Consider the following 25,397-nt stretch of genomic DNA (forward strand, 5'->3'; position numbering starts at 1 on the left):
CGATGTTGTTGTCTGCCTGGATCAGCGGGCTGGGGCTCGGGAGCATGTACGGGCTGATGGCCCTGGGCTTCTATGTCACATATGCCGTCTCGGGAACGGTCAACTTCGCCCAGGGCAGCGCAATGATGCTCGGGGCGGTGCTGACCTTCGCTTTTGCCCAGACCCTGGGCTGGCCCATGCTGGCGTCGGCGCTTCTGGCCCTGTGCCTGTGCGCGCTGTACGGCCTGCTGGTCGAGTTGCTGGCGGTGCGGCCTTTCGCCGGGCGCGGCTCCGAGTCCTGGCTGATGGCCACCGTGGCCCTGGGCATCGTGGTGGACAACCTGGTGATGTTCAGCTTCGGCAAGGAGCCGCGCAGCCTGCCCTCCCCACTGGCCGTCACGCCGCTGAAGTTCGGCGAGATGGGGCTGGGCATCTACCCGCTGCAACTGCTGATCCCAGTCGTCGGCCTGGCGCTGGCCGGTGTGCTGCACGCCGTCTCGCGCCGCACCCGCTGGGGCGTGGCCCTGCTGGCCGTGGTGCAAAACCGTGAGGCAGCGCGCCTGATGGGCATCCCCATCAAGCGCGCCGTCGCCGCCTCGTTCGCGCTGTCAGCGCTGTTTGCCGGCATCGCCGGCGTGCTGATCGCGCCGCTGTACAACGTGCATGCCGACATGGGCACGCTGTTCGGCCTGAAAGCCTTTGCGGTCGCCATCCTGGGCGGCATCACCAGCGCCTGGGGCGTGATGCTGGCCGGCTTGCTGTTCGGCACGGCCGAGGCCCTGATCACCGCCACCCTGGGCTCGGGCTACACCCAGATCCTGACCTTCACCCTGGTGATCGTTGCCCTGGCCTTGCGGCCCAATGGCCTGTTCGGCCGCGCCACGCTTCGCAAAGTATGAGCCGTTCCCTGTTGTCCCGCGCGCCGGCTCTGGCGCTGGCTGTCCTCGTCCTGGCGGCCCTGGCGCTGCTGACCAAAGTCAATGGCTACTACGTCTTCGTCATCGCCAACGTCGCCCTGCTGGTCGCGGTCGGCGTCGGCCTGAACGTGCTGCTGGGTCTGAGCGGCCAGGTCTCGTTCGGCCATGTCGGCTTCTACGCCGTCGGCGCCTACACCGTGGCCATCCTGACCAGCAAGTACGGCTGGAGTTTCTGGGCGGCCTGGCCGCTGGCGGCCCTGATTGCTTCGGCCCTGGGTGCGTTGCTGGCGCTGCCGGCGCTGCGCGCGCGCGGGCCTTACCTGGCGATGATCACCATCGCCTTTGGTTTCATCATCGAGCACGCCATCGTCGAGGCGCGCGGCCTGACCGGCGGCCAGAACGGCATCATGGGCGTGGCCGCGCCCTCGCTGTTCGGCCTGGCCAGCGGTGAGCGCGCTGCCGCCATGCTGGCCGTGCTGCTGGCTGCGGCGCTGCTGGTGGCGTTTGCCCTGCTCTCTCGCGGCACCTGGGGCGCGGCCCTGCGCGCGGTGCGCGACAGCGAAACGGCGGCCGAGTCGGTGGGCCTGCGCCCGCTGGTGGTCAAGACCGTGGCCTTTGCCGTCTCGGCCGCCTGTGCCGGCGCGGCCGGCGGCTTGTTTGCTCCGCTGTCGGGCTTTGTGACGCCGCAGGCCTTTGGCTTTCTGCAGTCCATCCTGTTCGTGCTGGTGGTGATGATCGGCGGCGCTGGTTCGGTGGCCGGTCCGCTGGTGGGCGCGCTCATCGTCGGCCTCTTGCCCGAGGTCCTGGCCAGCCTGGAGGAATACCGGCTGCTGTTGTTCGGTGCCTTGCTGCTGGTCGTGCTGTGGGTGGCGCCCAATGGCGCGGCCGGCCTGTGGCGGCCCAAGCCCCAGGCCGAAGCACTGCCCGCCGCGGCAGGCGATGTGCCCCTGCTGCGGCCCGAAGCCGGCCCCGCCCTGGTGGCGCAGGACCTGGGCATGCAGTTTGGCGGCGTGCGCGCCGTCCAGGGCCTGGCCTTCGAGGCCCAGCCCGGGCGCATCACCAGCTTGATCGGCCCCAACGGCGCCGGAAAGACCACGGCGCTGAACATGCTCAGCGGCTTTTACACGCCGACCTCGGGCGGCTTCGCGCTGGGCGCCCAGGCCTTGCAAGGCCTGCCGGCCTTTCGCATTGCGCGTGCCGGCATCGCGCGCAGCTACCAGACCTCGCAGCTGTTCGGCAGCCTGAGCGTGCTGGACAACGTGTCGCTGGCCCTGGGCCGCGGCACGCTGGGCCCGCTGCTGGGCGCGGCCCGGCTGCGCGCCGGCGCCACGCGCGCGCGGGCCGCCCAGCTGCTGGCCTTTTGCGGCTACGCGGGGGCGCTGGAAACGCCGGCGGCCGATCTGGCGCACGTGGACCGGCGCCTGGTGGAGATCGCCCGTGCGCTGGCCACCTCGCCGCGCATGCTGCTGCTGGACGAGCCGGCCGCCGGCCTCTCGCGCGAGGACAAGGACGCTCTTGCAGCGCTGCTCCAACGCATCGCCGCGCAGGACATCGGCGTGCTGCTGGTGGAGCACGACATGGAGCTGGTGATGGGCGTGTCCCATCACGTGGTGGTGATCGACGCCGGCCAGCGCCTGGCGGTGGGTGATGTCGCCGCAGTGCAGGCCAACCCCGCCGTGCGCGCCGCCTACCTGGGCGAGTCGCTGGAGCTGTCGGGCAATGCGCAGGCCCGTGCGCCCCTGGCCGAGGACGCGACCGAGCTGCTGGGCGTCGGCGAGCTGCGCACCGGCTATGGCGCCGGGCCGGTATTGCATGGCATCTCGCTGAGCGTGCGGCCCGGCGAGATGGTGGCCCTGCTGGGCGCCAACGGTGCGGGCAAGTCCACGCTGATGCGTGCGCTGGCCGGCTTGCACCGGCCGGTGCAGGGCGGCATCCACCTGGCAGGGGTGGAGCTCGCTGCGCTGCCGGCCGAACGCATCGTGGCCCAGGGCCTGGCCCTGGTGCCCGAGGGCCGCCAGGTCTTCCCCGAGCTGAGTGTGCTGGACAACCTGCGCCTGGGCGCCTTCCTCGACGGCCGCGGCATCGAGGCGCGCACCGAGCAGATGTTGGTGCGCTTTCCGCGCCTGCGCGAGCGCCTGCAGCAGCGCGCCGGCCTGCTGTCCGGCGGCGAGCAGCAGATGCTGGCAGTGGCGCGCGGCCTGATGTCGCAGCCGCGCCTGCTGCTGCTGGACGAGCCTTCGCTGGGCCTGGCGCCCAAGGTCATCGCCGACCTGTTTGCCGCGCTCGATGGCCTGCGCCAGGAGGGCATCACCGTGCTGCTGGTCGACCAGATGGCGGCGCTGGCGCTGGCGCTGGCCGACCGCGCCTATGTCATCGAGGGTGGCCGCATCGTCGCGCAGGGCACGGCCGCTGAAATCGCCGCCGATGGCACGCTGGCGCGGGCTTACCTCGGAGCGGGCTGACTTTCATCGGGGCGCCGCCACGCTGGGATACCATGGTCGCAAGGAGGAGAGATGGCATTTCGTCTCAACATCACGCGTTCGCCCAGGATGGCGGCGGCCCAGGTCACGGCCCTGGCCTCGCACGAGGAGGCGCAGGAGATCGTGATGGCCATCGCCGAGCAGACCCGTGAGCACGGAGACAAGCGCTTGCTGATCGACCTGACCGATTTCGTCGGCACGCTCGACATCGACAGCCACCGCTGGGCGGGAGAGCTGGTCTTTCGCCACCTGTCGCACCTGGAGCGCATCGCCTCCCTGGTGCCCGAGGACAAGATCACCCGCGTCAGCGAGCAGACCGCCCAGGCCCATGGCGTGCAGCTGCGCGTCTTCGCCGAAATCACTTCCGCGGTGGAGTGGCTGATCGCGCCGCTGTAGGGGCTTTTGCAGGCCGTGTTGCTACAGTGCGGCCGATGCATAGCCTTCTGGCCGCCCTGCTGTTCTCCGTCGCCTTGGCGGGGCCTGCAGGCGCACAAACGCAGGACCGGCCGCCTCTGCCGGAACTGCTGCAACGGGCGGGTGCCGCCAACAGCCGCGGCGCCCCCGACCTGGTGGCCCTGGACGTCTCCCCGACACGCGGCCAGCAGCAGCCGTTCTTTCGCGCCGTGATGGCCGCGCCGCTGGTTGCGCCCTACCGCGCCGGCGTGTTGGGAGATTCCTTCCGGGGCGCGGTGGGATCGCCGCGGGAACTGATCGGCCGGGCGGGAGCGCTCTCTGGCGCGCGGCTGCAGCGCCCGGCCGACTTCGGGATGGCCGCCATCGAAGCCCGGCTGGGCGCCGCGCCCGACCCGCTGGCGGCAGGCCTTGCGTGGATGGCTTCGACGCCGGCGGGCGCTGGATGGGTGCCGGTGTTGCCCGACGAGGCACAACTGCGTGGCCCCTTGCGCTACGAACTCGCACGCGTTCTCGCCGCCATGGCGCAGCCGCATGCGTTCCTGCAGCGCGCTTTCGCACGCTTTCCCCCGGGCGTGACGCCGCAACTGTTGCGCCGGCAGGCGCTGGACGGCCAGCTCACCCAGTTCGAGATGCCGGACTACCGGCAATTGCTGCCGCTCATCGAGCATGAAGCCGTCCTGGCCGGCATGCTCGATCTGGTGGGCGCCGTCGAACGCCTGCAGCGTTTCGTGAAGAGCGAGGCGGCGCTGCCTTCGCTTGCCTGGTCGCTGCAGACACCGTTAGGCCGGATCGTCGTCGACACGAGCGGCCAGAACAATCGCCACCTGCTCAAAGATGCGCTGTTGGTGCTGGACGTGGGCGGCGACGACGAGTACGAATTCCTGGCCCCGGGCGACACCCATGCCATCAGCGTGCTCCTGGACCACCGCGGCAACGACCGGTATGCGACGGCGGCTGCCGGCGCAGACCCGTCGAGCGCCACGCTCGGCTACGGCATCCTGTGGGACACGGAAGGCGACGACCGTTACCAGGGAACCGGGCAAGCGCAGGCGTCCGCGCTCTTCGGCGCGGCCTTGCTGGTCGACGGCGGCGGCAGCAACCGCTTCGCGGCAAGCAGCCATTCGCAGGCGCACGCGATTGGCGGTGTGGCGGTGCTGGTCAGCGGCAGCGGCGACGACGCGTTCACCGCGCAAACCTACTCGCAGGCCACGGGCGGCCCGGGGGGCGCCGCGGTGCTGGTTGATACCGGCGGCGATGACCGTTACACGCTGGGCAACGTGCCGCTGGTCCGGCCCTCTCCTCAGTTGCCGGACCACAACGTCTCGATGGGGCAGGGTGCCGGTTACGGAATGCGCGGGGTCTTCTTCGACGGGCGCTCCACCGCCGGAGGGATCGGCATGCTGCTGGACCTGGCGGGCAACGACCGCTATGAGGCGCAGGTCTTCGCGCAAGGCGTCGGCTACCACGAGGGCCTGGGCATGCTGCTGGACGACGGCGGCAACGACCACTTCGAAGCGGCCTGGTACGCGATGGGCGCCGGCGTGCACCACGCCGCAGGGATCCTCCTCAAGCGCGGCACCGGCAACGACGTCTACCGCGCGAGCCACGAGATGGCGCTGGGCGCCGCGAACGACCTGTCGGTTGGCGTGTTTGTGGACGAGGACGGACACGATGAGTACGCCGTCGGCCAGTTGGGCCTGGGGACCTCGCACGCGAACGGCACCGGCATCTTTGTCGACGCCGCAGGGAACGATCGCTACACCGTCATGTCGGCCACATGCCGTGCGCTGGGCGCCGCTTACATGCACGAGTGGGGCAACGCGCGGGAGACTTTGCCGGCCCTGGGCCTGTTCATCGATCTCGGCGGCGCCGACAGCTACCCGGCGCATTGCGCTCGCGTGGCGAACAACAGCCTTTGGGCCGGCCCGCGCGCCTGGCCCCAGCTGGATCTGCGCAGCGAGGCCGCAGCCGGCGCGGACGGGCAATGGCCGCTGCCGTTTGCGCTGCGCCTGCTGACCCAGCCAGCGACACCTGCGGCAGCGCGCTGACAAAATCCCCCCATGGGTTTTTTCCGCGACGTCAATCTTTCCGCCCTGACCGCCGGCTTTGTTGCCGTGCTGGTGGGTTTCACCAGTTCGGTCGCCATCGTCTTCCAGGCGGCACAGGCCTTCAACGCCACGCCGGAGCTGATCTCCTCCTGGATGTGGGCGCTCGGTCTGGGCATGGGCCTGTGTTCGGCCATTCCCTCGCTGGTGCTCAAGAAGCCGGTGATGGTGGCCTGGTCGACGCCGGGCGCGGCGGTGCTGGCCACGGCCGGCCTGGCCGGCGGCTTTTCCATGGCCGAAGCCGTGGGCGCCTTCCTGGTCTGCGGTGCCTTGATCGTGCTGTTCGGCGCCACCGGCTGGTTCGAGAAGTTGATGAATCGCATCCCGATGGCGATTGCGTCTGCCCTGCTGGCCGGCGTGCTGGCGCGCTTTGGCCTGCAGGCCTTTGCTGCCGCCCAGACCGCCTTGCCCCTGGTGCTGCTGATGCTGGCCACCTACTTGGTGGCACGCCGCGCCGCACCGCGCTATGCCGTGGTGCTGACCCTGGTGGTGGCCATCGCGTTCGTGGCGGCGCGCGGCGAGATGGCATGGTCGCGCGTCACGTTCGCACCGGCCATGCCGGTGTTCACCATGCCGCAGTTCAGCTTTGCCGCCCTCACCAGCCTGGCGCTGCCGCTGTTCGTCGTGACCATGGCCTCGCAGAACCTGCCGGGTGTGGCGGCCATCCAGGCCGCCGGCTACCAGATGCCGATTTCGAAGCTGATCACCGTCACTGGGCTGGCCATGCTGCTGCTGGCGCCCTTTGGCGCCTTTGCCCTGTGCCTGTCAGCCATCACCGCCGCCATCTGCATGGGCCGCGAGGCCCACGAAGATCCGGCCAGGCGCTACACCGCGGCCGTCTGCTGCGGCGCTCTCTATGTGCTGATCGGCGTTTTCGGCACGGCCGTCACCGGCGTGCTCACCGCCTTCCCCAAGGAGCTGGTGGTGGCCATCGCCGGCCTGGCCCTGCTGGGCACCATCGGTGGTGGCCTGGCCACGGCGCTGCGCGAGGAGGCGCACCGCGAGGCCGCGCTCATCACCTTCCTGGTCACGCTCAGCGGCGTGGCAATAGCCGGAGTCGGTTCGGCGTTTTGGGGCGTGGTCGCGGGCGCGCTCGCTCTTTTTGTGCAACAGTACCGGCGTCCCAGAGAAGCATCCTGATGAACATCCTCTTTATTGCCGACCCGCTCGCATCCTTCAAGACCTACAAGGACACGACCTTCTCGATGATGCGCGAGGCGCAGCGGCGCGGCCACCGCATTGCCGCCTGCGGCCCGCAGGACATCGCCTGGCGCTCCGGCGGCCTGGTGCAGGCCGCGGTGCGCGAGATCACGCTCACCGGCGAAGCCGACGACTGGTTCCGTGAGACCGGCACGCCGGTCAAGGCGCTCAAGGACTACGACGCCGTGCTGATGCGCAAGGACCCGCCGTTCGACAGCGAGTACTTTTACGCCACCCACCTGCTGGAACAGGCTGAGCGCGAGGGCGCGCGCGTCTTCAACAAACCGGCGGCGCTGCGCGACCATCCGGAAAAGCTGGCCATCATGGAGTTCGCGCAGTACATCGGCCCGACCCTGGTCACGCGCAGCGCCGATGAAGTGCGGCGCTTTCACGCCGAGCATGGCGACATCATCCTCAAGCCCCTGGACGGCATGGGCGGCATGGGCATCTACCGGGTCAAGGCCGACGGCCTGAACCTGGGCTCAATCACCGAGACGCTCAACCGCGACGGCGCCACCAGCCTGATGGTGCAGAAATTCCTGCCAGAGATCGCCGCCGGCGACAAGCGCATCCTCATCATCGGCGGCAAGCCTGTGCCGTTTTCGCTGGCGCGCATCCCGCAGGGCAGCGAGGTGCGCGGCAATCTGGCAGCCGGTGGCAAGGGCGTGGCCCAGCCGCTGTCGGCGCGCGACCTGGAGCTGGCGAACGCCGTGGGCCCGGTGCTGGCGGCGCGCGGCCTGCTGCTGGTGGGGCTGGACGTGATCGGCAGCAGCATCACCGAGATCAACGTCACCAGCCCGACCTGCTTCCAGGAAATCCACGACCAGGCGGGCTTCGACGTGCCGGCCATGTTCGTCGATGCGCTGGAAGCGGCGATTTCGGCAAAATAGGCCTGTAGCCAGCGTCCAGTGGACCTGGGATGCTCCTGAAACAGGAGCGTTTCAGGCGTTGACGCCGTCCACGAAGACCCGCAGCTCACCCGGCGAAAACTGGGTCCAGGTCTCGTCCGTGGTCAGCGGCGCCGTCACCACCACGGCCACCCTGTCCTGCGGCGTGGTGTTGCGGGCGAAGTCGATCGACAGGTCTTCGTCGGCCAGATGCGCGTGGGCGAAAGGGTGCTTGCGCTCGACGAAGAACAGGCTGGTCGAGCAGTGCGCCCACAGGGCCTGGCCATTGGACAGCATGAAGTTGAAGGTGCCGTGCCTGGCGATCTGCGGCGCCAGCTCGCGCAGGGTCAGGGTCAGCTCGTGCACGCTGGGCACGGAAGCATGCGACTTGGCCATCTCCTGCATGATCCAGCAGAAGGCGCGCTCGCTGTCGGTCGTGCCCACCGGCCGGAAGCCCGCGTGCAGGCGCGGCTGGAAGTCCTTCAGGTCGCCGTTGTGGGCGAACACCCAGTAGCGGCCCCACAGCTCGCGCACGAAGGGGTGGCAGTTCTCCAGCGCCACCTGGCCCTGGGTGGCCTTGCGGATGTGGGCGATGACGTTGCGGCTCTTGATCGGGTAGCGGCGGATCAGCTCGGCCACCGGCGAGTCGAAGGCCGCCGCCGGATCGACGAAGTGGCGCAGCCCGTGGCCCTCGAAGAAGGCGATGCCCCAGCCGTCGGCATGGTGGTCGGTGCGGCCGCCGCGCTGGGCAAAGCCGGTGAAGCTGAAGGTCACGTCGGTCGGCGTGTTGCAATTCATTCCAAGAAGCTGGCACATGGCGTCATTGTCCCGCGGCCGGGCGCTGCGGTCGCAGCTGCCAGGCCGCCACGATCGCCAGGCAGCACAGCGCGGCGAGGAAGAAAAAGGATTCGTTGAAGGCCGCCAGCCGCGCCGGACTGGTGTCCGGGTTGGCCAGCGAGTCGCCGTGCACCGCGAGTCGCCACTCCAGCACGATGCCGCACAGGCTGACGCCGGCCGCGCCGCCGAGCATGCGCAGGAAGCTGATGGCGCTGGCGCCGAAGGGCACCAGGTCCTTGTCCAGCGAGCGCAGCGCGCCCAGGTTGAGCGAGGGCAGGATGAAGCCCAGGCCGATGCGGCCCAGCACGGCCCAGGCCACCAGCAGGCCCAGCGACGCCGACAGCCCCACGGTCGGCATCAGCGCAAACGAAGCTGCCAGAAGCACCAGGCCGGTGGTCACCAGCACATAGGTCGGTACGCGGTTCGTCATCCGCGCCACGCCGGGGATGGTGAAAGCCAGCACCAGGCCGGCCGGCAGCAAGATGGTGCCCACGTGCGAGGCCGACAGCTTGAGGCCCAGCAGCATGTAGACCGGCAGCAGATAGGTCGAGCCGAACAGCGCCGTGCCATAGATGAAGGAGACGATGCTGCCCATGGCAAAGGTGCGGTGGCCGAACAGCTGCAGGTTCATCAGCGGTTCGCGGCCGCTGGAGAGCATGCGCTTTTGCCACCAGATGAAGGTCACCAGGGCGCCGGCCGCCGCCACTAGCAGGGCCGTGGCCTGCAGCATTGAGTCGCCGTGCAGTTCGACCAGGCCATTGAGCAGGCACAGCGTGCCACCGGCGCCCAGCAGCGCGCCGCGCCAGTCCAGCGCGGCGCCGCGCTCGGCCGCCTCACCGCCAGGCGCGCTGCTGGGCACGAACTTCAGCGCCAGCCAGATCGCAGTCAGGCAGAAGGGCACGACCATGAAGAAGATCGAGCGCCAGCCGAACAAGTCCACCAGCACGCCGCCTATGCTCGGGCCAATGGCCGGCGCCAGCACCACGCCCATGCCGAACAGGCCGCCGGCCTTGCCCTGCTCGCTGGGTTCGAAGGCCCGCATCATGATGATGGCCGGGATGGGTTGCACCGCGCCGGCCGCCAGGCCCTCGGCCACGCGCGCCGCCAGCACCAGGCTGAAGTTGTCGGCCAGGCCGCCGGCGATGCCGCCCGCCATCAGCAGCACCATGGTGCCCAGGTAGGTCTTGCGGTAGCCGAAACGCGCCAGCAGCCAGGGCGTGGTCAGCATGGCCACCGTCATCGCCACCATGAAGCCGGAGCTGACCCACTGCACTCGCTCCTGGCCCAGCACGAAATGCTGGCTCAGTCCCGGGATGGCGACGTTGATGATGGTCGAGGACATGATGGAGGCCATGGTGCCGACCATCACCGACAGCATCAGCAGCCAGCGGTAGCGCGGGCCGTAGCGCGCGCTCAGGGCCTGCAGGCTGGAGGAGGGGTCGCTCACGCGGCCGCCGTCCCGGCCGTGGCGCAGGCCCGGCAGATGCAGGCCAGGCCGCGCGCGGCGCTCGGGATCTGCAGCAGAACCGCACGCTGAAAATCCACCTGCATGCACCAGCAGGGCGGCTGCTCCTGACCTGTCACGCGCGCCGCCTCCATGGCGCAGCCATTGGCCTGGCCGCACAGCGGGCAATGGCGCGGGTCGGTGACCGGGGCTGGGGCAGTCATGCGGCCAGTTTAGCCGCGCGTCCAGCGCGCCGGGGTGGCGCGACGGTGCCGCAGGCCATCCAGGCAGAATGCGGGCGGAACAGCGCAATCCGACAACAGGAGGAGGTCCGCATGGGCAACAACAGCCACCCGAACCAGTTCGCGCTGCTGCGCCAGCGCCGGTTCGCGCCGTTTTTCTGGACGCAGTTTGCCGGCGCGGCCAACGACAACCTGTTCAAGTTCGCCTTCACCGTGATGGTGACCTACCAGCTGCAGGTGGCCTGGCTGCCGCCGGCGCTGGCCGGCCTGGTGATCGGCGCGCTGTTCATCCTGCCCTTTCTGCTGTTTTCGGCGACCAGCGGCCAGCTCACGGACAAGCACGACAAGACGGCGGTGATCCGCTTCGTCAAGAACCTGGAGATCGCCATCATGCTGTTCGCGGCGGCGGGCTTCTGGCTGGACAACGTGGCCGTGCTGCTGGCCTGCACCTTTCTGATGGGCCTGCACTCCACCCTGTTCGGGCCGGTGAAATTCGCCTACCTGCCGCAGGTGCTGGACGAGCGCGAGCTCACGGGCGGCAACGGCATGGTGGAAATGGGCACCTTCGTGGCCATCCTGCTGGGCAGCGTGGCCGGCGGCCTGATCGTGGCCATCCCCGAGGTCGGCCGCCGGGACGTGGGAATCGCCTGCGTGCTGCTGGCGCTGCTCGGACGGGTGGCCGCGCAGGCCATTCCGCCGGCACCGGCCACCGACCCGGGCCTGAAGATCAACTGGAACCCCTTCACCGAGACCTGGCGCAACCTCAAGCTGGCGCACGGCAACCTGGTGGTGTTCCGCTCGCTGCTGGGCATCAGCTGGATGTGGTTCTTCGGCTCGGTCTTCCTCAGCCAGTTCCCCAGCTTCGCCAAGGAGGTGCTGCACGGCGACGAACATGTTGCTTCCCTGCTGCTGGTGGTGTTTTCCGTCGGCATCGGCACGGGTTCGTTGCTGTGCGAGGTGCTGTCGCGCCGCCACGTGGAGATCGGCCTGGTGCCGTTGGGCGCGATCGGCATGAGCGTGTTCGCGATCGATCTGTGCTTTGCCTCGCGCGGCCTGGCCTTGCCGGCGGACGCGGCCTTCAGCCTGGCGCAGTTTCTGGCGGTGCCGGCCCACTGGCGGGTGATGGCCGACCTGGCCCTGCTCAGCCTGTTCGCCGGCCTGTACAGCGTGCCCATGTACGCGCTGATCCAGCTGCGCGCCCAGCCCACGCACCGGGCCCGCATCATCGCCGCCAACAACATCCTCAACGCCTTGTTCATGATCGCCAGCGCGGTCATCGCCGGCGCGCTGCTGCACGCCGGCCTGAGCATCGCGCAGATTTTCCTGCTGGTCGGCCTGGCCAATGCGCTGGTGGCCGTCTACATCTTCGCCCTGGTGCCCGAATACCTGCTGCGTTTCGTGGCCTGGGTGCTGTCGCGCCTGGTCTACCGCTTCAAGGTGCAGGGCGACGAGCACATCCCGGTGGCGGGTGCGGCCATCCTGGTGTGCAACCACGTGAGCTTTGTCGATGCCGTTCTGCTGATGGCGGCCAGCCCGCGGCCCATCTGTTTTGTCATGGACCACCGCATTTTCCGCACGCCGGTGCTGGGCTGGTTCTTTCGCCTGGCCAAGGCCATCCCGATCGCGCCGCAAAAGGAGGATCCTGCCGTGTACGAGGCGGCCATCCAGCGCGCCGCCCAGGTGCTGCGGGACGGCGACCTGCTGGCGATCTTTCCGGAGGGCTCGATCACGCGCGACGGGCAGCTGCAGGAGTTCAAGGGCGGCATCATGAAGATCCTGGAGCACCAGGGCGCGCCCGTCGTGCCCATGGCCCTGACCAACCTGTGGGGCTCATTCTTCAGCCGGATCGAGAAGGGCGGCGCCATGGTGCGGCCGTTTCGCCGAGGCCTGTTCAACCGGGTCGGTCTGAACGTCGGCGAGCCCCTGAGCGCGCAGGACGTGCAGCCGCAGGGCCTGCATTCGCAGGTGGCGCGGCTGCTGGCAGCCTGATGCCTCAGACGCCGCGGGCGCGGTCCTGCTTGAACTGCTGGACAAAGGCCGCGAAGGCGCCGGCGTCCAGCGCGGCGCGCACTTCGCGCATCAGGTTCAGGTAGTAGTGCAGGTTGTGGATGCTGGCCAGCATGGGCGCCAGCATCTCGCCGCAGCGCTCCAGATGGTGCAGGTAGGCCCGACTGAATCCACCGGATACCGTGCCGTCGGGCGCTGTCGTGCCCTTGCAGGTGTAGCAAGTGCAGGTGGTGTCCAGCGGCTGCTCGTCGCTGCGGTGCCGCGCGTTGCGCAGCTTGAGGTCACCGAAACGGGTGAACAGGTGGCCGTTGCGCGCGTTGCGCGTGGGCATGACGCAGTCGAACATGTCCACGCCCTGGGCCACGCCCTCGACCAGATCTTCCGGCGTGCCCACGCCCATCAGGTAGCGCGGCTTGTGGGCCGGCAGGCGCTGCGGCGTGTGGGCCATGATGCGAAGCATCTCCGGCTTGGGCTCGCCGACGCTGACGCCGCCCACGGCGTAGCCGGGAAAATCCATCTCCACCAGCGCGTCCAGGGACTCCTGGCGCAGGTGTTCGAACATGCCGCCCTGGACGATGCCGAACAGGGCGTTGGGGTTTTCCAGCCGGGCGAACTCCGTCTTGCAACGTTCGGCCCAACGCCGGCTCAACTCCATCGAGACGCGGGCCTCGGACTCGGTCGTCAGGTGGCCCTTGGTGTCGTAGGGCGTGCACTCGTCAAACTGCATGACGATGTCGCTGTTGAGCGTCGTCTGGATCTGCATCGAGATCTCGGGCGTGAGGAACAGGCGGTCGCCGTTGACCGGTGAGGCGAACTTCACGCCTTCCTCGCTGATCTTGCGCATCTCGCCCAGGCTCCAGACCTGGAAGCCGCCTGAGTCGGTCAGGATGGGCTTGTTCCAGCCCTCGAAGCGGTGCAGGCCGCCGAACTGCTGGACCACGTCCAGGCCCGGCCGCATCCACAGGTGGAAGGTGTTGCCCAGGATGATCTGGGCGCCCATGTCGTGCAGGGACTGGGGCGTGACGCCCTTGACCGTGCCATAGGTGCCCACCGGCATGAAGATGGGGGTCTCCACCACACCGTGGTTCAGGGTCAGCCGGCCGCGCCGGGCCAGGCCTTCGGTGCCCAACAAATCAAACTTCAGCATGGGGTCAATTGTCGCGCATGCGCCTTGCGTCGGCGCGGTCCAGCAGCATGGCGTCGCCGTAGCTGAAGAAGCGGTAACGCTGGTCAATGGCGTGGCGGTACAGGTCCATCACCCGGTCGTAGCCGGCAAAGGCGCTGACCAGCATCATCAGGGTGGACTTGGGCAGGTGGAAGTTGGTGAGCAGCCGATCCACCACCTGGAACTGGAAACCCGGCGTGATGAAGATGGCGGTGTCGCCCTGGGCCTGGCCCGACTGCGCCCACGACTCCAGCGTGCGCACCGTGGTCGTGCCCACGGCCACCACCCGGCCGCCGCGCGCGCGCACCTGCGCCAGCGCGGCCTGCGTCGCCTCAGGCACCTGGTAGCGCTCGCTGTGCATGCGGTGCTCGGCGATGTTCTCGGTCTTGACCGGCTGGAAGGTGCCGGCGCCCACATGCAGGGTGACGCTGGCACGCTGCACGCCGCGCGCCTCCAGCGCATCGAGCAGGGCCTGGTCGAAGTGCAGGGCGGCCGTTGGTGCCGCCACCGCGCCGGGATGGCGCGCGAACACGGTCTGGTAACGCTGCGCATCGTCTGCCGAATCTGTGTGCGTGATGTACGGGGGCAGCGGCACGTGCCCGTGCTGCTCCATCAAGGCGTAGGGGTCGGCACTCAGCTCGAAGCGAAACAGCGGGCCGTCATCCTGCGGCCAGCGGCCCACCAGGGTTGCGGTGAAGCCCCCCACCATCTGCAGCACCGTGCCCAGCGGCGGCTTCTTGCTCACCTTCATGTGGGCCACGACTTCCCGGCCCTGCACCACCCGCTCGACCAGCAGTTCCAGCTTGCCGCCGGTGGGCTTCTCACCGAACAGGCGGGCATTGACCACCCGCGTGTCGTTGAACACCAGCAGGTCGCCCGGCGCCAGCAGGCCGGGCAGCTCGCGGAAGATGCGGTCGATGGGCGTGGCGCCCCGGCCATCGAGCAGGCGCGAGCCGCTGCGTTCGGTTGCGGGGTGCTGGGCGATCAGCTCGGGGGGGAGGGCGAAGTCGAAGTCGCCGAGAGTGAAGTTGCGCATGCTTGAGGGCTGGACGAGCCCGTTCCAAGTGGAAAAGAAAGAGCGGGCAGAATTGTCCCATGCCCGTTGCCAAGGAGATGTCCGCCCCGCAGAAAGCCTTGCTCAAGATGGGCCTGGCGCGCGACATCGACCTGGCCCTGCACCTGCCGCTGCGCTACGAGGACGAGACCCGCATCGTGCAACTGCGCGATGCGCGCGAGGGCGAGACGGTGCAGATCGAGGCCATGGTCACCCACAGCGAGATCGCTTTCCGGCCGCGCCGCCAGCTGCTGGTGACGGTCGACGATGGCAGCGACACCTGCCAGCTGCGCTTCCTGAACTTCTATCCCTCGCAGCAAAAGGCGCTGGCGGTGGGCGCGCGCCTGCGCATCCGCGGTGAGCTCAAGGGCGGCTTCCTGGGCTGGCAGATGGTCCATCCCACCTGCCGCAGCGCCAGCGGCGAGCTGCCTGGCGCGCTGACGCCGGTCTATCCAACCGTGGCGAGCCTGCCCCAGGCTTACCTGCGCAAGGCGGTGTTGGGTGGCTTGGGGCGGGCCGACCTCTCGGATAGCTTTCCGGCCGATGTTCCCTATTCAATCGGCCGTGAGCCCCCGTGGAATCTGCCAAAGGCGCTATCATTTTTGCATCAACCCGCGCCTGACGTGTCACTCGCCGCGCTGGAAGACCGCAGCCACCCGGCCTGGCAGCGCCTGAAGGCCGAGGAGTTGCTGGCGCAGCAGCTGTCGCAGCTGCAAAGCAAGCGCGAGCGTGCCATGCTGCGCGCCCCGGCCCTGTTGGCCGAGCAGGGCGGCCTGCAGGAGCAACTGCTGGCGGCCCTGCCTTTCCAGCTCACGCCGGCGCAGCGGCGCGTCTGCGAGGAGATCGCGCGCGACCTGGGGCGCGAGGTGCCCATGCACCGCCTGCTGCAAGGCGACGTGGGCTCGGGCAAGACCGTGGTGGCTGCGCTGGCCGCAGCGGTGTCCATCGATGCCGGCTGGCAGTGCGCCCTGATGGCGCCCACCGAGATCCTGGCGGAACAGCATTTCCGCAAGCTCATTGGCTGGCTGGAGCCGCTGCTGGCGCCGCGCGGCCTGCGCGTGGCTTGGCTGACCGGCAGCCAGAAGAAAAAGGAGCGGACGCAGATGCTGGAGCTGGTCGCCAGTGGCGAGGCCGCCCTGGTGGTGGGCACCCATGCCGTGATCCAGGAGCAGGTGCGGTTCAAGGCCCTGGCCCTGGCCGTGATCGACGAGCAGCACCGTTTCGGTGTCGCCCAGCGGCTGGCGCTGCGTTCCAAGATGCAGCCGGTGGCCGGTGCGCAGCGCGAGCCCCACCTTCTCATGATGTCGGCCACGCCCATCCCGCGCACCCTGGCCATGAGCTACTACGCCGACCTCGATGTCTCGACCCTCGACGAACTGCCGCCGGGCCGCACGCCGGTGGTGACCAAGCTGGTGGCCGACAGCCGGCGCGACGAGGTGACCGAGCGCATCCGCGCCCAGCTGGCGCAAGGCCGCCAGGTCTATTGGGTCTGCCCGCTGATCGAGGAGAGCGAGGCGCTGGACCTGACCAATGCCACGGCCACCCATGAGGCCTTGAGCGCCGCCTTGCCCGGCGTCATGGTGGGCCTGCTGCACTCGCGCATGCCGGTGGCGGAAAAGAAGACGGTGATGGCGCTGTTCAACGGTGGCCAGATGGGCGTGCTGGTGTCCACCACCGTGATCGAAGTCGGCGTCGACGTGCCCAACGCCTCGCTGATGGTGATCGAGCACGCCGAGCGCTTCGGCCTGTCGCAGCTGCACCAGCTGCGCGGCCGCGTCGGCCGGGGCGCAGCGGCCTCGGCCTGCGTGCTGCTGTACGCCGCCGGCGACAACGGCCGCCTGGGCGAGACGGCGCGTGCGCGCCTGAAGGCCATGGCGGAAACCGCCGACGGCTTCGAGATCGCCCGGCGCGACCTGGACATCCGCGGTCCCGGCGAGTTCCTGGGCGCGCGCCAGTCGGGCGCCCCCCTGCTGCGCTTTGCCGACCTGGCCACCGACGGCCATCTGCTGGAATGGGCGCGCGCGCTGGCGCCTGCCATGCTCGACGAGCACCCCGAATTGGCCCGCAAGCACACGGCACGCTGGTTGGGAGGAAAATCCGAGTTCCTGAAAGCCTAGAGCCATGACCCTGACCGAACTCAAATACATCGTCGCCGTCGCGCGCGAGAAGCATTTCGGCAAGGCGGCCGAGGCCTGCTACGTCTCGCAGCCCACGCTGTCGGTGGCGATCAAGAAGCTGGAAGAGGAACTGGAGGTCAAGCTGTTCGAGCGCAGCGCCAACGAGGTGACGGTCACTCCGCTGGGCGAGGACATCGTGCGCCAGGCCCAGAGCGTGCTGGAGCAGGCGGCCAGCATCAAGGAGATCGCCAAGCGCGGCAAGGACCCGCTGGCCGGACCGCTCAAGCTGGGCGTGATCTACACCATCGGTCCCTACCTGCTGCCCGACCTGGTGCGCCAGGCGATCGACCGCAACCCGCAGATGCCGCTGATGCTGCAGGAGAACTTCACCGTGCGCCTGCTGGAGATGCTGCGCACCGGCGAGATCGACTGCGCCATCATGGCCGAGCCCTTTCCCGACACCGGCCTGGCGATGGCGCCGCTGTACGACGAGCCCTTCCTGGCGGCCGTGCCGGCCAGCCATGCTTTCGCGGCGCGCAAGACCATCACCTCGCAGGAGCTCAAGAGCGAGACCATGCTGCTGCTGGGCACGGGCCACTGCTTTCGCGACCACGTGCTCGAGGTCTGCCCCGAGTTCGCGCGCTTTTCCAGCAACGCCGAGGGCATCCGCAAGAGCTTCGAGGGCTCATCGCTGGAGACCATCAAACACATGGTGGCCGCCGGCATGGGCGTGACCCTGGTGCCGCGGCTGTCGGTGCCCAAGGGCGCGATGGACGCCAAGCCCAAGCGCCGCAGCGACGACGAGGCCTATGTGCGCTATGTGCCCTTCGACGGCGACCCGCCGACCCGCCGCGTGGTGCTGGCCTGGCGCCGCAGCTTCACCCGCTATGAGGCCATTGCGGCCCTGCGCAACTCGATCTACGCCTGCGAGCTGCCCGGCGTGATCCGCCTGTCCTGAGGCGGTCTTTACCGTAGCCTTGCGTTACGCCGTCAACCCGCGGCGCAGGCCGCGCGCTAACATGGTTTGACACTCCCCTGGAGACCGCCATGCCACGCACCGTCCCCCGCCTTGCCGCTTCGTTGCTGTTCCTGCTGTCCGCAGCCGCGTCGGTCCAGCCGGCGGCTGCCCAGGGTTTCTGGGACCGGCTGTTGGGCCGCAACCCCCAGACGGCGCCCGGCGGCGTCGTCATCCTGCCGGGGGGCGTGGTCAACACCGGCGCCTACATCCTGGACCGCCGCGACAACCTGCCGCTGGGGCGCAATAACGTCGTGGTTTTTGTCGGCAGCGGCTGCCCGCTGTGCCTGGGCGCGGTGGAGGATGTGCGCGCAGGGGCCGTTGCCGGCATGGAGGTGATGGACGTTTCAGCCGGCGGTATGGCGCGCGACGCCTTCAACATGCTGGGCTTGCCCGCCGTGCCGGCAACGGTCGCGGGCAGCCAGATGCTGGTCGGGCGTGATCCCCTCCAGCTGCACGGCGTGCTGGGCCGCGCCGGTCTGTGGGCGCCCAAGTCCAACGGCCCTTAACATCGGGGGCATGTCTCTCGCCCAACCCGGAATCCTGGAGTCCGTGCCCGCCGTGGCACGCTATGTCCTGTTTGCCCTGAATGACCAGGCCGGCGGTGTCCCCGCCATCAGGGAGGCGCTGTGCCGGCTCTCGCCGCTGGCCAACGGCAGCGACGTCGTCGTCGGCCTCGGGCCCTCGCTGGTGGCGGCCCTGGGCGCCAGCGTCCCCGGTCTGCACGAGTTTCCCGCGCTGTCCGGCCACGGCGTCAAGGTGCCGTCCACCCCGGGCGTGCTGTGGTGCTGGGTGCGTGGTGATGACCTGGGCGACCTGCTGCACCTGACGCGCAAGGTGCAAAAGGCGCTGGCGCCGGCTTTTGGCGTGCGCCACGTGGTCGACGCTTTCCGCCATGCGCTGAGCGACAGCGGCCATGGCAAGGACCTGACCGGCTACGAGGACGGCACCGAGAACCCCAGCGGCGAAGCCGCAGAGGAAGCCGCTCTGGCCCACGGCCAGGGCGAGGGCATCGACGGCTCCAGCTATGTCGCCGTCCAGCAGTGGCTGCACGACCTGGACGCCTTCGACGCCCTGGCCAGCGAGGACCAGGACAACCACTTCGGACGGCGCCGCAGCGACAACTTCGAGCTGGAGGATTCGCCCACCTCGTCGCACGTCAAGCGCACGGCGCAGGAGAGCTTCGATCCCGAGGCCTTCCTGCTGCGCCGCTCCATGCCCTGGATGATGAGCATGCAGGCCGGCCTGATGTTCGTGGCCTTCGGCAAGTCCTTCTACGCCTTCGAGGCGCAGATCAAGCGCATGGCCGGCCAGGAAGACGGCATCACCGATGCCATGTTCGCGATCTCCAAGCCCGTGACCGGCGCCTACTTCTGGTGCCCGCCGATGCGGGACGGCAAGCTCGACCTGCGCCAGATCGGCGTCTGAGGGCGATGCGCGCAAGGCTTGCGCTCTACCTGGACCTCGTCCGCTGGAACCGGCCGGCCGGCTGGTTGCTGTTGCTGTGGCCCACGCTCAGCGCCTTGTGGATCGCCACCCACGGCTTTCCGGGCTGGAAGCTGATCGCGGTCTTCACCCTGGGCACCATCCTCATGCGCAGCGCCGGCTGCTGCGTCAACGACGTGGCCGACCGCGACTTCGACCGCCACGTCAAGCGCACGGCGAACCGGCCTGTGACCAGCGGCGCGGTGTCGGTGAAAGAAGCCTTGCTGCTGGGCGCCGTGCTGGCCCTGCTGGCCTTCGCGCTGGTGCTGACCACCAACAGCGTGACCATCATTTGGTCGTTCGCCGCCCTGGCCATCGCCCTGGCCTATCCCTATGCCAAGCGCTTCGTCTCCATGCCGCAGGCGGTGCTGGGCGTGGCCTTCAGCTTCGGCATCCCCATGGCCTTTGCCGCCGTGCAGTCGCGCGTGCCGCCGCTGGCCTGGCTGCTGCTGCTGGGCAACCTGTTCTGGGTGCTGGCCTACGACACCGAGTACGCCATGGTGGACCGCGACGACGACCTGCGCATTGGCATGAAGACCTCGGCCATCACGCTGGGCCGGGCCGATCTGGCCGTGGTCATGCTCAGTTATGCCATTTACCTGGCGATCTGGGCTCTGGCCCCTGGCGATCTTCGCTCCTCAGCCCTCTTTTTGATAGCAATCGGCCTGGCTGCGGCGCAGGCCCTGTGGCACTACACACTGATCCGCGGGCGCAGCCGCGAAGGCTGCTTCCAGGCCTTCCGCCTGAACCACTGGCTGGGGTTCACCGTGTTCGCCGGCGTGGTGGCCGGCTACACGCAACTTTAGGTTCCGAACTCGTCGCCCAGTTCCTTGGCGCGCTGTTGCGCCGCATGCACAGCCTTGACGAAGGCCTGCTGCACGCCGTCGGCCTCCAGCGAGGTGATGGCCGCATAGGTGGTGCCGCCCTTGGAGGTGACGCGCTGGCGCATCTCCTGCAGCGGGTCGTCCGACGCGGCGGCCAGGGCGGTGGCGCCGGCGAAAGTGGCCACGGCCAGCTGGCGTGCCTGGTCCGGCGTCAGGCCCATCTCGACGCCGCCTTGCACCATGGCCTCCAGGAAGTAGAAGACATAGGCCGGGCCCGAGCCGGACAGCGCGGTCACCGCGTCGAGCTGGCGCTCCTGGTCGAACCACAGGCGCTGGCCGGTGGACGACAGCAGGACATCGACGTGGCTGCGGTCGGCCTCGGAGACGCCGGCGCCGGCGTACAGGCCGGTCATGCCCGCGCCGACCAGGGCCGGCGTGTTGGGCATGCCGCGCACCACGCGTTGCGTGCCCAGCCAGCCGCTGATGCTGTCGCTGCGGATGCCGGCGGCCACGCTCAGGTGCAGGGCCGAACCGGTGAAGGGCGCCACGGTCTGGGCGGCTTCGCGAAAGCTCTGCGGCTTGACCGCCCAGACCACCGTGTGGCAGGCGCGAAGGTCCTCGCCGGCGGCCGCCTTGGCCGTCACGCCCAGCTTGCTTTGCAATTGCGCACGGGCGGCGTCGAAGGGCTCGACCACGTGGATGCGCTCCAGCGGCATGCCTTGGGCGGCCAGGCCGCCGATGATGGCGCTGGCCATGTTGCCGCCGCCGATGAAGGCGACCGGCGGCAGATCGGCCGCGGCCCGGCTGGAAGTAGCGGATGTCCGTAGAGTGTTCATGCTGCCATTGTCCCCGAGGCGCCGGCAATCGGACCGACAATAGGCAGGGCAGCATTCCACACTGATTTGATGACACAACAACAAGAAATTCCAGGGGCTGGCCGGCAGGATCTGCTGGAGCGGCTGGCACGGCCCGTCACGTATGACGTGGCCATCATTGGCGGCGGCGCCACCGGCCTGGGCGTGGCGCTGGATGCGGCAGCCCGCGGCTTCTCGGTGGTGCTGGTCGAGTCGCACGACTTTGCCAGCGGCACATCGTCCCGGGCCACCAAGCTGGTTCACGGTGGCGTGCGCTACCTGGCCCAGGGCAATGTGGCCCTGGTGCGCGAAGCGCTGCACGAGCGCACCACGCTGCTGCACAACGCGCCGCACCTGGCCCAGCCGCTGCCCTTCGTCATGCCTTCCTACAAATTTTGGGAGACGCCGTTCTACGGCATCGGCCTGAAGCTGTACGACGCGCTGGCAGGCAAGGCCGGCCTGGGCGCCACCGAATTCCTGGGCCGCGAGCGGACTCTGGAATGCCTGCCGACGGCGCGGCCCGAGGGGCTCAAGGGCGGGGTGAAGTACTGGGACGGCCAGTTCGACGACGCCAGGCTGGCCCTGGCCCTGGCCCGCACGGCAGCGGCCCGCGGCGCGCTGCTGGTCAATTACTGCCCGGCCACTGGCCTGGTGCACGAAGGCGGCAAGGTGGCCGGCCTGCGCTGCCAGGACAGTGAGAGCGGCCGGACCTTTGAATTGAAGGCCCGCTGCGTGATCAACGCTGCCGGCGTCTGGGTGGATGAATTCCGCCAGAAGGACGGCGAGGCCATCGCCCGTCCCGTGCGGCCCATGGTGGCGCCCAGCCAGGGCGTGCACATCGTGGTCGACCGCGAGTTCCTGCCCGGTGACCACGCCCTGATGGTGCCCAAGACGGCGGACGGCCGCGTGCTGTTCGGCGTCCCCTGGCTGGGCAAAATCATCCTGGGCACCACGGACACGCCGCGCGGCGATCTGGCGCGCGAACCCCGGCCCTTCAAGGAAGAACTGGACTTCATCCTGGGCGAGTCGGCCCGCTACCTGAGTCGGGCGCCGCGTCCCGAGGACATCCGCAGCATCTGGGTGGGCCTGCGCCCCCTGGTCAAGCCGCCTGACGACGACGGCGAGAACACCAAGGGCCTGAGCCGCGAGCACACCGTCCTGGTCAGCCGTTCCGGCATGGTCACCGTCACCGGCGGCAAATGGACCACCTACCGGGCCATGGCCGAGGATGTTCTGGAGAAATGCTTCACCAGTCGTCTTCTGGAACGGCATGCTGCGGGAGTGACCACCAACTTGAAGCTGATCGGCAGCGAACATTTGAGTGGCCAGCCTGGCCCCCTCAGCGCGGCGCAGGGCCTGCATTCCTATGGCAGCGAGGCGGCTGTCGTGGCTGGCCTGCCGGGGGCCGACCGCCATCTGGGTGGGGGCCTGACCGAGGCCATGGTCCGGTTTGCTGCCCGTAGCGAGTACGCCCGGACGGTGGAAGACGTCCTGGCCCGGCGCTGCCGGATGCTGTTTCTGGACGCCCGGCTGGCCGGCTCGCTGGCAGATGCGGTGGGCGCCATCCTGCGCAAAGAGACTGGCGCCGACCCGCGCGCAGAGGCTTTTGGCGAGTTGGTCAAGCTGTATTTGGCTTTGCCCGAACAAGGCGCTTGACGACCGCCAGCCAAGCTGCCATAATTGCGGGCTGCGCTAATCAAAGGTGCAGGAAACTCGAAAGAGCTTCCAACTTCTGCCCAGCGGAAGCGTCATGAGTGGTTCATGGCGTGGACGGCGGGCCCAAGACTGACCTGAAGCTGTGGACTGTCCGCGGCATTGGGTACAAGTTGGGAATATTGAAAAATGATCCAAACTGAATCTCGACTCGAAGTCGCCGATAACACCGGCGCGAAGTCCGTCCTTTGCATCAAGGTGCTGGGCGGCTCCAAGCGTCGCTACGCCAGCGTCGGCGATGTCATCAAGGTGAGCATCAAAGAAGCTGCTCCGCGCGGTCGCGTCAAGAAGGGCGAGATCTACAGCGCTGTGGTTGTCCGCACCGCCAAGGGCATCCGCCGCAGCGACGGCTCGCTGGTCAAGTTCGACGGCAATGCCGCCGTGCTGCTCAATAACAAGCTGGAGCCCATTGGCACCCGCATCTTCGGACCGGTCACGCGCGAGCTGCGCACCGAGAAGTTCATGAAGATCGTGTCTCTGGCTCCTGAAGTTCTGTAAGAGGACGCGTCATGAACAAGATTCGCAAAGGCGACGAGGTCATCGTGCTCGCAGGCCGTGACAAAGGCAAGCGTGGCAAGGTCACGTTGCGCAAGGATGACTCTCACCTGCTGGTCGAGGGCATCAACCTGGTGAAGAAGCACACCAAGCCGAACCCCCTCAAGGGCGCCACCGGTGGCATCGTCGAGAAGACCATGCCGATTCACCAGTCCAACGTGGCGATCTTCAACGCCGCCACCGGCAAGGCTGACCGCGTGGGTATCAAGACCGATGGCGACAAGCGCGTTCGCGTGTTCAAGTCCAGCGGCGAAGAAATCAAGGTGGCATGACCATGGCACGTCTTCAACAACATTACCGCGAAAAGATCGTTCCCGAACTGACCGAGAAGTTCGGCTACAAGTCGCCGATGCAGGTTCCGCGCCTGACCAAGATCACCCTGAATATGGGTGTCTCGGAGGCCGTCGCCGACAAGAAGGTCATGGACAACGCCGTGGGCGACCTGACCAAGATCGCCGGCCAGAAGCCCGTCGTGACCAAGGCCAAGAAGGCTATCGCCGGTTTCAAGATCCGCGAAGGCCAGGCCATCGGCACGATGGTGACGCTGCGCGGCATCAAGATGTATGAGTTCCTGGACCGTTTCGTCACCGTGGCCCTGCCCCGTGTGCGTGACTTCCGCGGCATCTCCGGTCGCGCTTTCGACGGCCGTGGCAACTACAACATCGGCGTGAAAGAGCAGATCATTTTCCCTGAGATCGAGTACGACAAGGTCGACGCCCTGCGCGGTCTCAATATCAGCATCACCACAACGGCCCAGACCGACGAAGAGTGCAAGGCACTGCTCGCTGGCTTCCGTTTCCCGTTCAAGAACTGAGGTGTCGTGTGGCTAAAGTAGCTTTGATCGAGCGCGAGCTCAAGCGAGACAAACTGGTCGCCAAGTACGCGAAGAAACACGCGGAACTCAAGGCGATTGCCAGCGACCTCAAGAAGAGCGAGGAAGAGCGTGCTGCCGCCCGTCTGGGCCTGCAGAAGCTCCCGCGCAACGCCAATCCGACGCGTCAGCGTAACCGCTGCGCAATCACCGGCCGCGGCCGCGGCACCTTCCGCCAATTCGGCCTGGTGCGCCACAAGGTCCGTGAGCTTGCATTTGCAGGCGACATCCCGGGCGTCATCAAGGCCAGCTGGTAAGCCAGGCAGGAGAGACAGAACATGAGCATGAGTGATCCCATTGCCGACCTGCTGACCCGCATCCGCAACGCGCAGATGGTGGCCAAGCCGACGGTTTCGGTGCCTTCCTCCAAAGTGAAGGTTGCCATCGCCCAGGTGCTGAAGGATGAGGGCTACATCGACGGCTTCCAGGTCAAGACCGAAGCCGGCAAGTCCGAACTCGAAATCGCCCTGAAGTACTACGCTGGCCGTCCGGTCATCGAGCGCATTGAGCGCGTCAGCCGTCCTGGTCTGCGCGTCTACAAGGGCCGCGATGCCATTCCGCAGGTCATGAACGGCCTGGGTGTGGCGATTGTCACCACGCCCCAGGGCGTGATGACGGACCGCAAGGCTCGCGCTACCGGTGTCGGTGGCGAAGTCCTGTGCTACGTGGCCTAAAGGGAGGAGCAGAAAAATGTCCCGAGTAGGAAAAATGCCTGTCGCCGTCCCGCAAGGCGTGGACGTGGCGATCAAGGACGATCAGATCAGCATCAAGGGCGCCGGCGGCACGCTGCTGCTGACCCAGAACGCGCTGGTCAAGATCGTCAACAAGGATGGCAAGCTCAGTTTTGAGCCGGCCAACGATTCGCGCGAAGCCAATGCCATGAGTGGCACCATGCGTCAGCTGGTGAACAACATGGTGGTTGGTGTGACCAAGGGCTTCGAGAAGAAGCTCAGCCTGGTCGGTGTGGGCTACAAGGCCCAGGCCCAGGGCGCGAAGCTGAATCTGACGGTGGGCTACTCGCACCCCGTCAACAAGGACATGCCCGCGGGCATCACGGTTGCAACCCCGACCCCGACGGAAGTCGTGATCAAGGGTGCTGACCGCCAGCGCGTGGGCCAGGTGGCCGCTGAGATTCGTGCGATCCGTCCGCCCGAGCCCTACAAGGGCAAAGGCATCCGCTACGCGGACGAGAAGATCACGATCAAAGAGACCAAGAAGAAGTAAGGGGCAGC

Annotated in this window: 25 protein-coding genes; 19 read left to right on the forward strand and 6 right to left on the reverse strand. The window is 68.1% G+C overall.

Annotation, left to right across the window (positions count from 1 at the left end):
* Positions 1-2: 2 nt before the first annotated feature.
* From Q0632_RS17275 to gshB, 6 genes are read left to right on the forward strand one after another with little or no spacing between them, the layout of a single operon-like run.
* A complete protein-coding gene (locus tag Q0632_RS17275) occupies positions 3-878 on the forward strand; it encodes a branched-chain amino acid ABC transporter permease (RefSeq protein WP_298932490.1) in 876 nt (291 codons plus the stop codon).
* Entirely contained in the window at positions 875-3,358 is a 2,484-nt protein-coding gene (locus Q0632_RS17280; RefSeq protein ID WP_298932493.1) for a branched-chain amino acid ABC transporter ATP-binding protein/permease, read from the forward strand. The genes Q0632_RS17275 and Q0632_RS17280 overlap by 4 nt, the downstream gene beginning before the upstream one ends.
* A 51-nt stretch (positions 3,359-3,409) precedes the next feature.
* Positions 3,410-3,772 carry an STAS/SEC14 domain-containing protein gene (locus tag Q0632_RS17285; RefSeq protein WP_298932495.1) on the forward strand — a complete coding sequence of 121 codons (363 nt, stop codon included), beginning with the start codon at positions 3,410-3,412 and terminating at the stop codon, positions 3,770-3,772.
* A gap of 35 nt (positions 3,773-3,807) precedes the next feature.
* Complete coding sequence (locus Q0632_RS17290; protein WP_298932497.1) at positions 3,808-5,838, forward strand: hypothetical protein; 2,031 nt, start codon at positions 3,808-3,810, stop codon at positions 5,836-5,838.
* A gap of 12 nt (positions 5,839-5,850) precedes the next feature.
* Positions 5,851-7,035, forward strand: a complete 1,185-nt coding sequence (locus Q0632_RS17295; protein WP_298932499.1) for a benzoate/H(+) symporter BenE family transporter — start codon at positions 5,851-5,853, stop codon at positions 7,033-7,035.
* Positions 7,035-7,985, forward strand: coding sequence for a glutathione synthase (gshB, locus tag Q0632_RS17300; RefSeq protein WP_298932501.1), 951 nt, complete (start codon positions 7,035-7,037; stop codon positions 7,983-7,985). Before Q0632_RS17295 ends, gshB begins: the two co-directional genes overlap by 1 nt.
* A gap of 51 nt (positions 7,986-8,036) precedes the next feature.
* On the opposite strand, the gene Q0632_RS17305 is transcribed toward gshB, so the two are convergent.
* The 3 genes from Q0632_RS17305 to Q0632_RS17315 form a co-directional block, all read right to left on the reverse strand.
* Positions 8,037-8,798, reverse strand: coding sequence for a class II glutamine amidotransferase (locus Q0632_RS17305; protein WP_298932503.1), 762 nt, complete (start codon positions 8,796-8,798; stop codon positions 8,037-8,039).
* A gap of 4 nt (positions 8,799-8,802) precedes the next feature.
* The gene (locus Q0632_RS17310; protein WP_298932625.1) at positions 8,803-10,197 is read right to left on the reverse strand and encodes an MFS transporter; all 1,395 of its coding nucleotides are present in this window, start codon (positions 10,195-10,197) and stop codon (positions 8,803-8,805) included.
* A 65-nt stretch (positions 10,198-10,262) separates the two neighbouring features.
* Positions 10,263-10,487, reverse strand: coding sequence for a cysteine-rich CWC family protein (locus tag Q0632_RS17315; protein ID WP_298932505.1), 225 nt, complete (start codon positions 10,485-10,487; stop codon positions 10,263-10,265).
* 111 nt (positions 10,488-10,598) lie between these two features.
* Between Q0632_RS17315 and Q0632_RS17320 the strand changes: the two genes are divergently transcribed.
* A complete protein-coding gene (locus tag Q0632_RS17320; protein ID WP_298932507.1) occupies positions 10,599-12,494 on the forward strand; it encodes an MFS transporter in 1,896 nt (631 codons plus the stop codon).
* A gap of 4 nt (positions 12,495-12,498) precedes the next feature.
* Here the strand turns inward: Q0632_RS17320 and tgt are convergent, their stop codons facing one another.
* Together tgt and queA are read right to left on the reverse strand one after the other, a co-directional pair.
* The gene (gene tgt, locus Q0632_RS17325) at positions 12,499-13,659 is read right to left on the reverse strand and encodes a tRNA guanosine(34) transglycosylase Tgt (protein WP_298932509.1); all 1,161 of its coding nucleotides are present in this window, start codon (positions 13,657-13,659) and stop codon (positions 12,499-12,501) included.
* Between the two features lie 4 nt (positions 13,660-13,663).
* On the reverse strand, positions 13,664-14,713 hold the full coding sequence (queA, locus tag Q0632_RS17330) for a tRNA preQ1(34) S-adenosylmethionine ribosyltransferase-isomerase QueA (protein ID WP_298932511.1): 1,050 nt from the start codon (positions 14,711-14,713) through the stop codon (positions 13,664-13,666).
* Between the two features lie 59 nt (positions 14,714-14,772).
* Here queA and recG point away from each other — a divergent pair, with 59 nt between their 5' ends.
* The 5 genes from recG to ubiA all read left to right on the forward strand — a co-directional run bounded on the left by recG (position 14,773) and on the right by ubiA (position 20,154).
* Complete coding sequence (gene recG / locus Q0632_RS17335; protein WP_298932514.1) at positions 14,773-16,848, forward strand: ATP-dependent DNA helicase RecG; 2,076 nt, start codon at positions 14,773-14,775, stop codon at positions 16,846-16,848.
* 4 nt (positions 16,849-16,852) lie between these two features.
* Positions 16,853-17,806 (forward strand): LysR substrate-binding domain-containing protein, encoded by a 954-nt coding sequence (locus Q0632_RS17340; protein WP_298932516.1) that lies wholly within the window; start codon positions 16,853-16,855, stop codon positions 17,804-17,806.
* 89 nt (positions 17,807-17,895) lie between these two features.
* Positions 17,896-18,372 (forward strand): hypothetical protein, encoded by a 477-nt coding sequence (locus tag Q0632_RS17345; RefSeq protein WP_298932518.1) that lies wholly within the window; start codon positions 17,896-17,898, stop codon positions 18,370-18,372.
* A 10-nt stretch (positions 18,373-18,382) separates the two neighbouring features.
* The gene (locus Q0632_RS17350; protein WP_298932520.1) at positions 18,383-19,291 is read left to right on the forward strand and encodes a Dyp-type peroxidase; all 909 of its coding nucleotides are present in this window, start codon (positions 18,383-18,385) and stop codon (positions 19,289-19,291) included.
* Positions 19,292-19,296: 5 nt separating this feature from the next.
* A complete protein-coding gene (gene ubiA / locus Q0632_RS17355) occupies positions 19,297-20,154 on the forward strand; it encodes a 4-hydroxybenzoate octaprenyltransferase (protein WP_298932522.1) in 858 nt (285 codons plus the stop codon).
* On the opposite strand, the gene proC is transcribed toward ubiA, so the two are convergent.
* Positions 20,151-21,008, reverse strand: a complete 858-nt coding sequence (gene proC, locus Q0632_RS17360) for a pyrroline-5-carboxylate reductase (RefSeq protein WP_298932524.1) — start codon at positions 21,006-21,008, stop codon at positions 20,151-20,153. The two genes, ubiA and proC, sit on opposite strands and share 4 nt — an antisense overlap.
* 69 nt (positions 21,009-21,077) lie before the next feature.
* On the opposite strand from proC, the gene Q0632_RS17365 reads away from it, so the two are divergent.
* The 7 genes from Q0632_RS17365 (at position 21,078) to rplF (ending at position 25,389) form a co-directional block, all read left to right on the forward strand.
* Positions 21,078-22,682 (forward strand): glycerol-3-phosphate dehydrogenase/oxidase, encoded by a 1,605-nt coding sequence (locus Q0632_RS17365; RefSeq protein WP_298932526.1) that lies wholly within the window; start codon positions 21,078-21,080, stop codon positions 22,680-22,682.
* A 186-nt stretch (positions 22,683-22,868) separates the two neighbouring features.
* Positions 22,869-23,237 (forward strand): 50S ribosomal protein L14, encoded by a 369-nt coding sequence (gene rplN, locus Q0632_RS17370; RefSeq protein WP_298932530.1) that lies wholly within the window; start codon positions 22,869-22,871, stop codon positions 23,235-23,237.
* An 11-nt stretch (positions 23,238-23,248) separates the two neighbouring features.
* The gene (rplX, locus tag Q0632_RS17375) at positions 23,249-23,566 is read left to right on the forward strand and encodes a 50S ribosomal protein L24 (RefSeq protein ID WP_298932532.1); all 318 of its coding nucleotides are present in this window, start codon (positions 23,249-23,251) and stop codon (positions 23,564-23,566) included.
* A 2-nt stretch (positions 23,567-23,568) separates the two neighbouring features.
* Positions 23,569-24,108, forward strand: coding sequence for a 50S ribosomal protein L5 (gene rplE, locus Q0632_RS17380; protein WP_298932535.1), 540 nt, complete (start codon positions 23,569-23,571; stop codon positions 24,106-24,108).
* Positions 24,109-24,116: 8 nt separating this feature from the next.
* The gene (gene rpsN, locus Q0632_RS17385) at positions 24,117-24,422 is read left to right on the forward strand and encodes a 30S ribosomal protein S14 (RefSeq protein ID WP_298932537.1); all 306 of its coding nucleotides are present in this window, start codon (positions 24,117-24,119) and stop codon (positions 24,420-24,422) included.
* A 21-nt stretch (positions 24,423-24,443) separates the two neighbouring features.
* Entirely contained in the window at positions 24,444-24,839 is a 396-nt protein-coding gene (gene rpsH / locus Q0632_RS17390; protein ID WP_298932539.1) for a 30S ribosomal protein S8, read from the forward strand.
* Between the two features lie 16 nt (positions 24,840-24,855).
* Positions 24,856-25,389, forward strand: coding sequence for a 50S ribosomal protein L6 (rplF, locus tag Q0632_RS17395; protein WP_298932542.1), 534 nt, complete (start codon positions 24,856-24,858; stop codon positions 25,387-25,389).
* Positions 25,390-25,397 lie beyond the last annotated feature (8 nt).

It is taken from the genome of uncultured Ramlibacter sp. (assembly GCF_936925435.1).
GTDB lineage: Bacteria > Pseudomonadota > Gammaproteobacteria > Burkholderiales > Burkholderiaceae_C > Ramlibacter.

Bases quoted from the DNA above. Each gene is read 5' to 3' on its own strand.
- rplN (WP_298932530.1), top strand. From the start codon at position 22,869: ATGATCCAAACTGAATCTCGACTCGAAGTCGCCGATAACACCGGCGCG.
- Q0632_RS17315 (WP_298932505.1), bottom strand. From the start codon at position 10,487: ATGACTGCCCCAGCCCCGGTCACCGACCCGCGCCATTGCCCGCTGTGC.
- rplE (WP_298932535.1), top strand. From the start codon at position 23,569: ATGGCACGTCTTCAACAACATTACCGCGAAAAGATCGTTCCCGAACTG.
- rplF (WP_298932542.1), top strand. From the start codon at position 24,856: ATGTCCCGAGTAGGAAAAATGCCTGTCGCCGTCCCGCAAGGCGTGGAC.
- Q0632_RS17340 (WP_298932516.1), top strand. From the start codon at position 16,853: ATGACCCTGACCGAACTCAAATACATCGTCGCCGTCGCGCGCGAGAAG.
- Q0632_RS17350 (WP_298932520.1), top strand. From the start codon at position 18,383: ATGTCTCTCGCCCAACCCGGAATCCTGGAGTCCGTGCCCGCCGTGGCA.
- Q0632_RS17305 (WP_298932503.1), bottom strand. From the start codon at position 8,798: ATGTGCCAGCTTCTTGGAATGAATTGCAACACGCCGACCGACGTGACC.
- gshB (WP_298932501.1), top strand. From the start codon at position 7,035: ATGAACATCCTCTTTATTGCCGACCCGCTCGCATCCTTCAAGACCTAC.
- tgt (WP_298932509.1), bottom strand. From the start codon at position 13,659: ATGCTGAAGTTTGATTTGTTGGGCACCGAAGGCCTGGCCCGGCGCGGC.
- Q0632_RS17295 (WP_298932499.1), top strand. From the start codon at position 5,851: ATGGGTTTTTTCCGCGACGTCAATCTTTCCGCCCTGACCGCCGGCTTT.
- proC (WP_298932524.1), bottom strand. From the start codon at position 21,008: ATGAACACTCTACGGACATCCGCTACTTCCAGCCGGGCCGCGGCCGAT.
- Q0632_RS17320 (WP_298932507.1), top strand. From the start codon at position 10,599: ATGGGCAACAACAGCCACCCGAACCAGTTCGCGCTGCTGCGCCAGCGC.
- Q0632_RS17345 (WP_298932518.1), top strand. From the start codon at position 17,896: ATGCCACGCACCGTCCCCCGCCTTGCCGCTTCGTTGCTGTTCCTGCTG.
- ubiA (WP_298932522.1), top strand. From the start codon at position 19,297: ATGCGCGCAAGGCTTGCGCTCTACCTGGACCTCGTCCGCTGGAACCGG.
- queA (WP_298932511.1), bottom strand. From the start codon at position 14,713: ATGCGCAACTTCACTCTCGGCGACTTCGACTTCGCCCTCCCCCCCGAG.
- recG (WP_298932514.1), top strand. From the start codon at position 14,773: ATGCCCGTTGCCAAGGAGATGTCCGCCCCGCAGAAAGCCTTGCTCAAG.
- Q0632_RS17290 (WP_298932497.1), top strand. From the start codon at position 3,808: ATGCATAGCCTTCTGGCCGCCCTGCTGTTCTCCGTCGCCTTGGCGGGG.
- Q0632_RS17280 (WP_298932493.1), top strand. From the start codon at position 875: ATGAGCCGTTCCCTGTTGTCCCGCGCGCCGGCTCTGGCGCTGGCTGTC.
- rpsH (WP_298932539.1), top strand. From the start codon at position 24,444: ATGAGCATGAGTGATCCCATTGCCGACCTGCTGACCCGCATCCGCAAC.
- Q0632_RS17365 (WP_298932526.1), top strand. From the start codon at position 21,078: ATGACACAACAACAAGAAATTCCAGGGGCTGGCCGGCAGGATCTGCTG.
- Q0632_RS17310 (WP_298932625.1), bottom strand. From the start codon at position 10,197: ATGCTGTCGGTGATGGTCGGCACCATGGCCTCCATCATGTCCTCGACC.
- Q0632_RS17285 (WP_298932495.1), top strand. From the start codon at position 3,410: ATGGCATTTCGTCTCAACATCACGCGTTCGCCCAGGATGGCGGCGGCC.
- Q0632_RS17275 (WP_298932490.1), top strand. From the start codon at position 3: ATGTTGTTGTCTGCCTGGATCAGCGGGCTGGGGCTCGGGAGCATGTAC.
- rplX (WP_298932532.1), top strand. From the start codon at position 23,249: ATGAACAAGATTCGCAAAGGCGACGAGGTCATCGTGCTCGCAGGCCGT.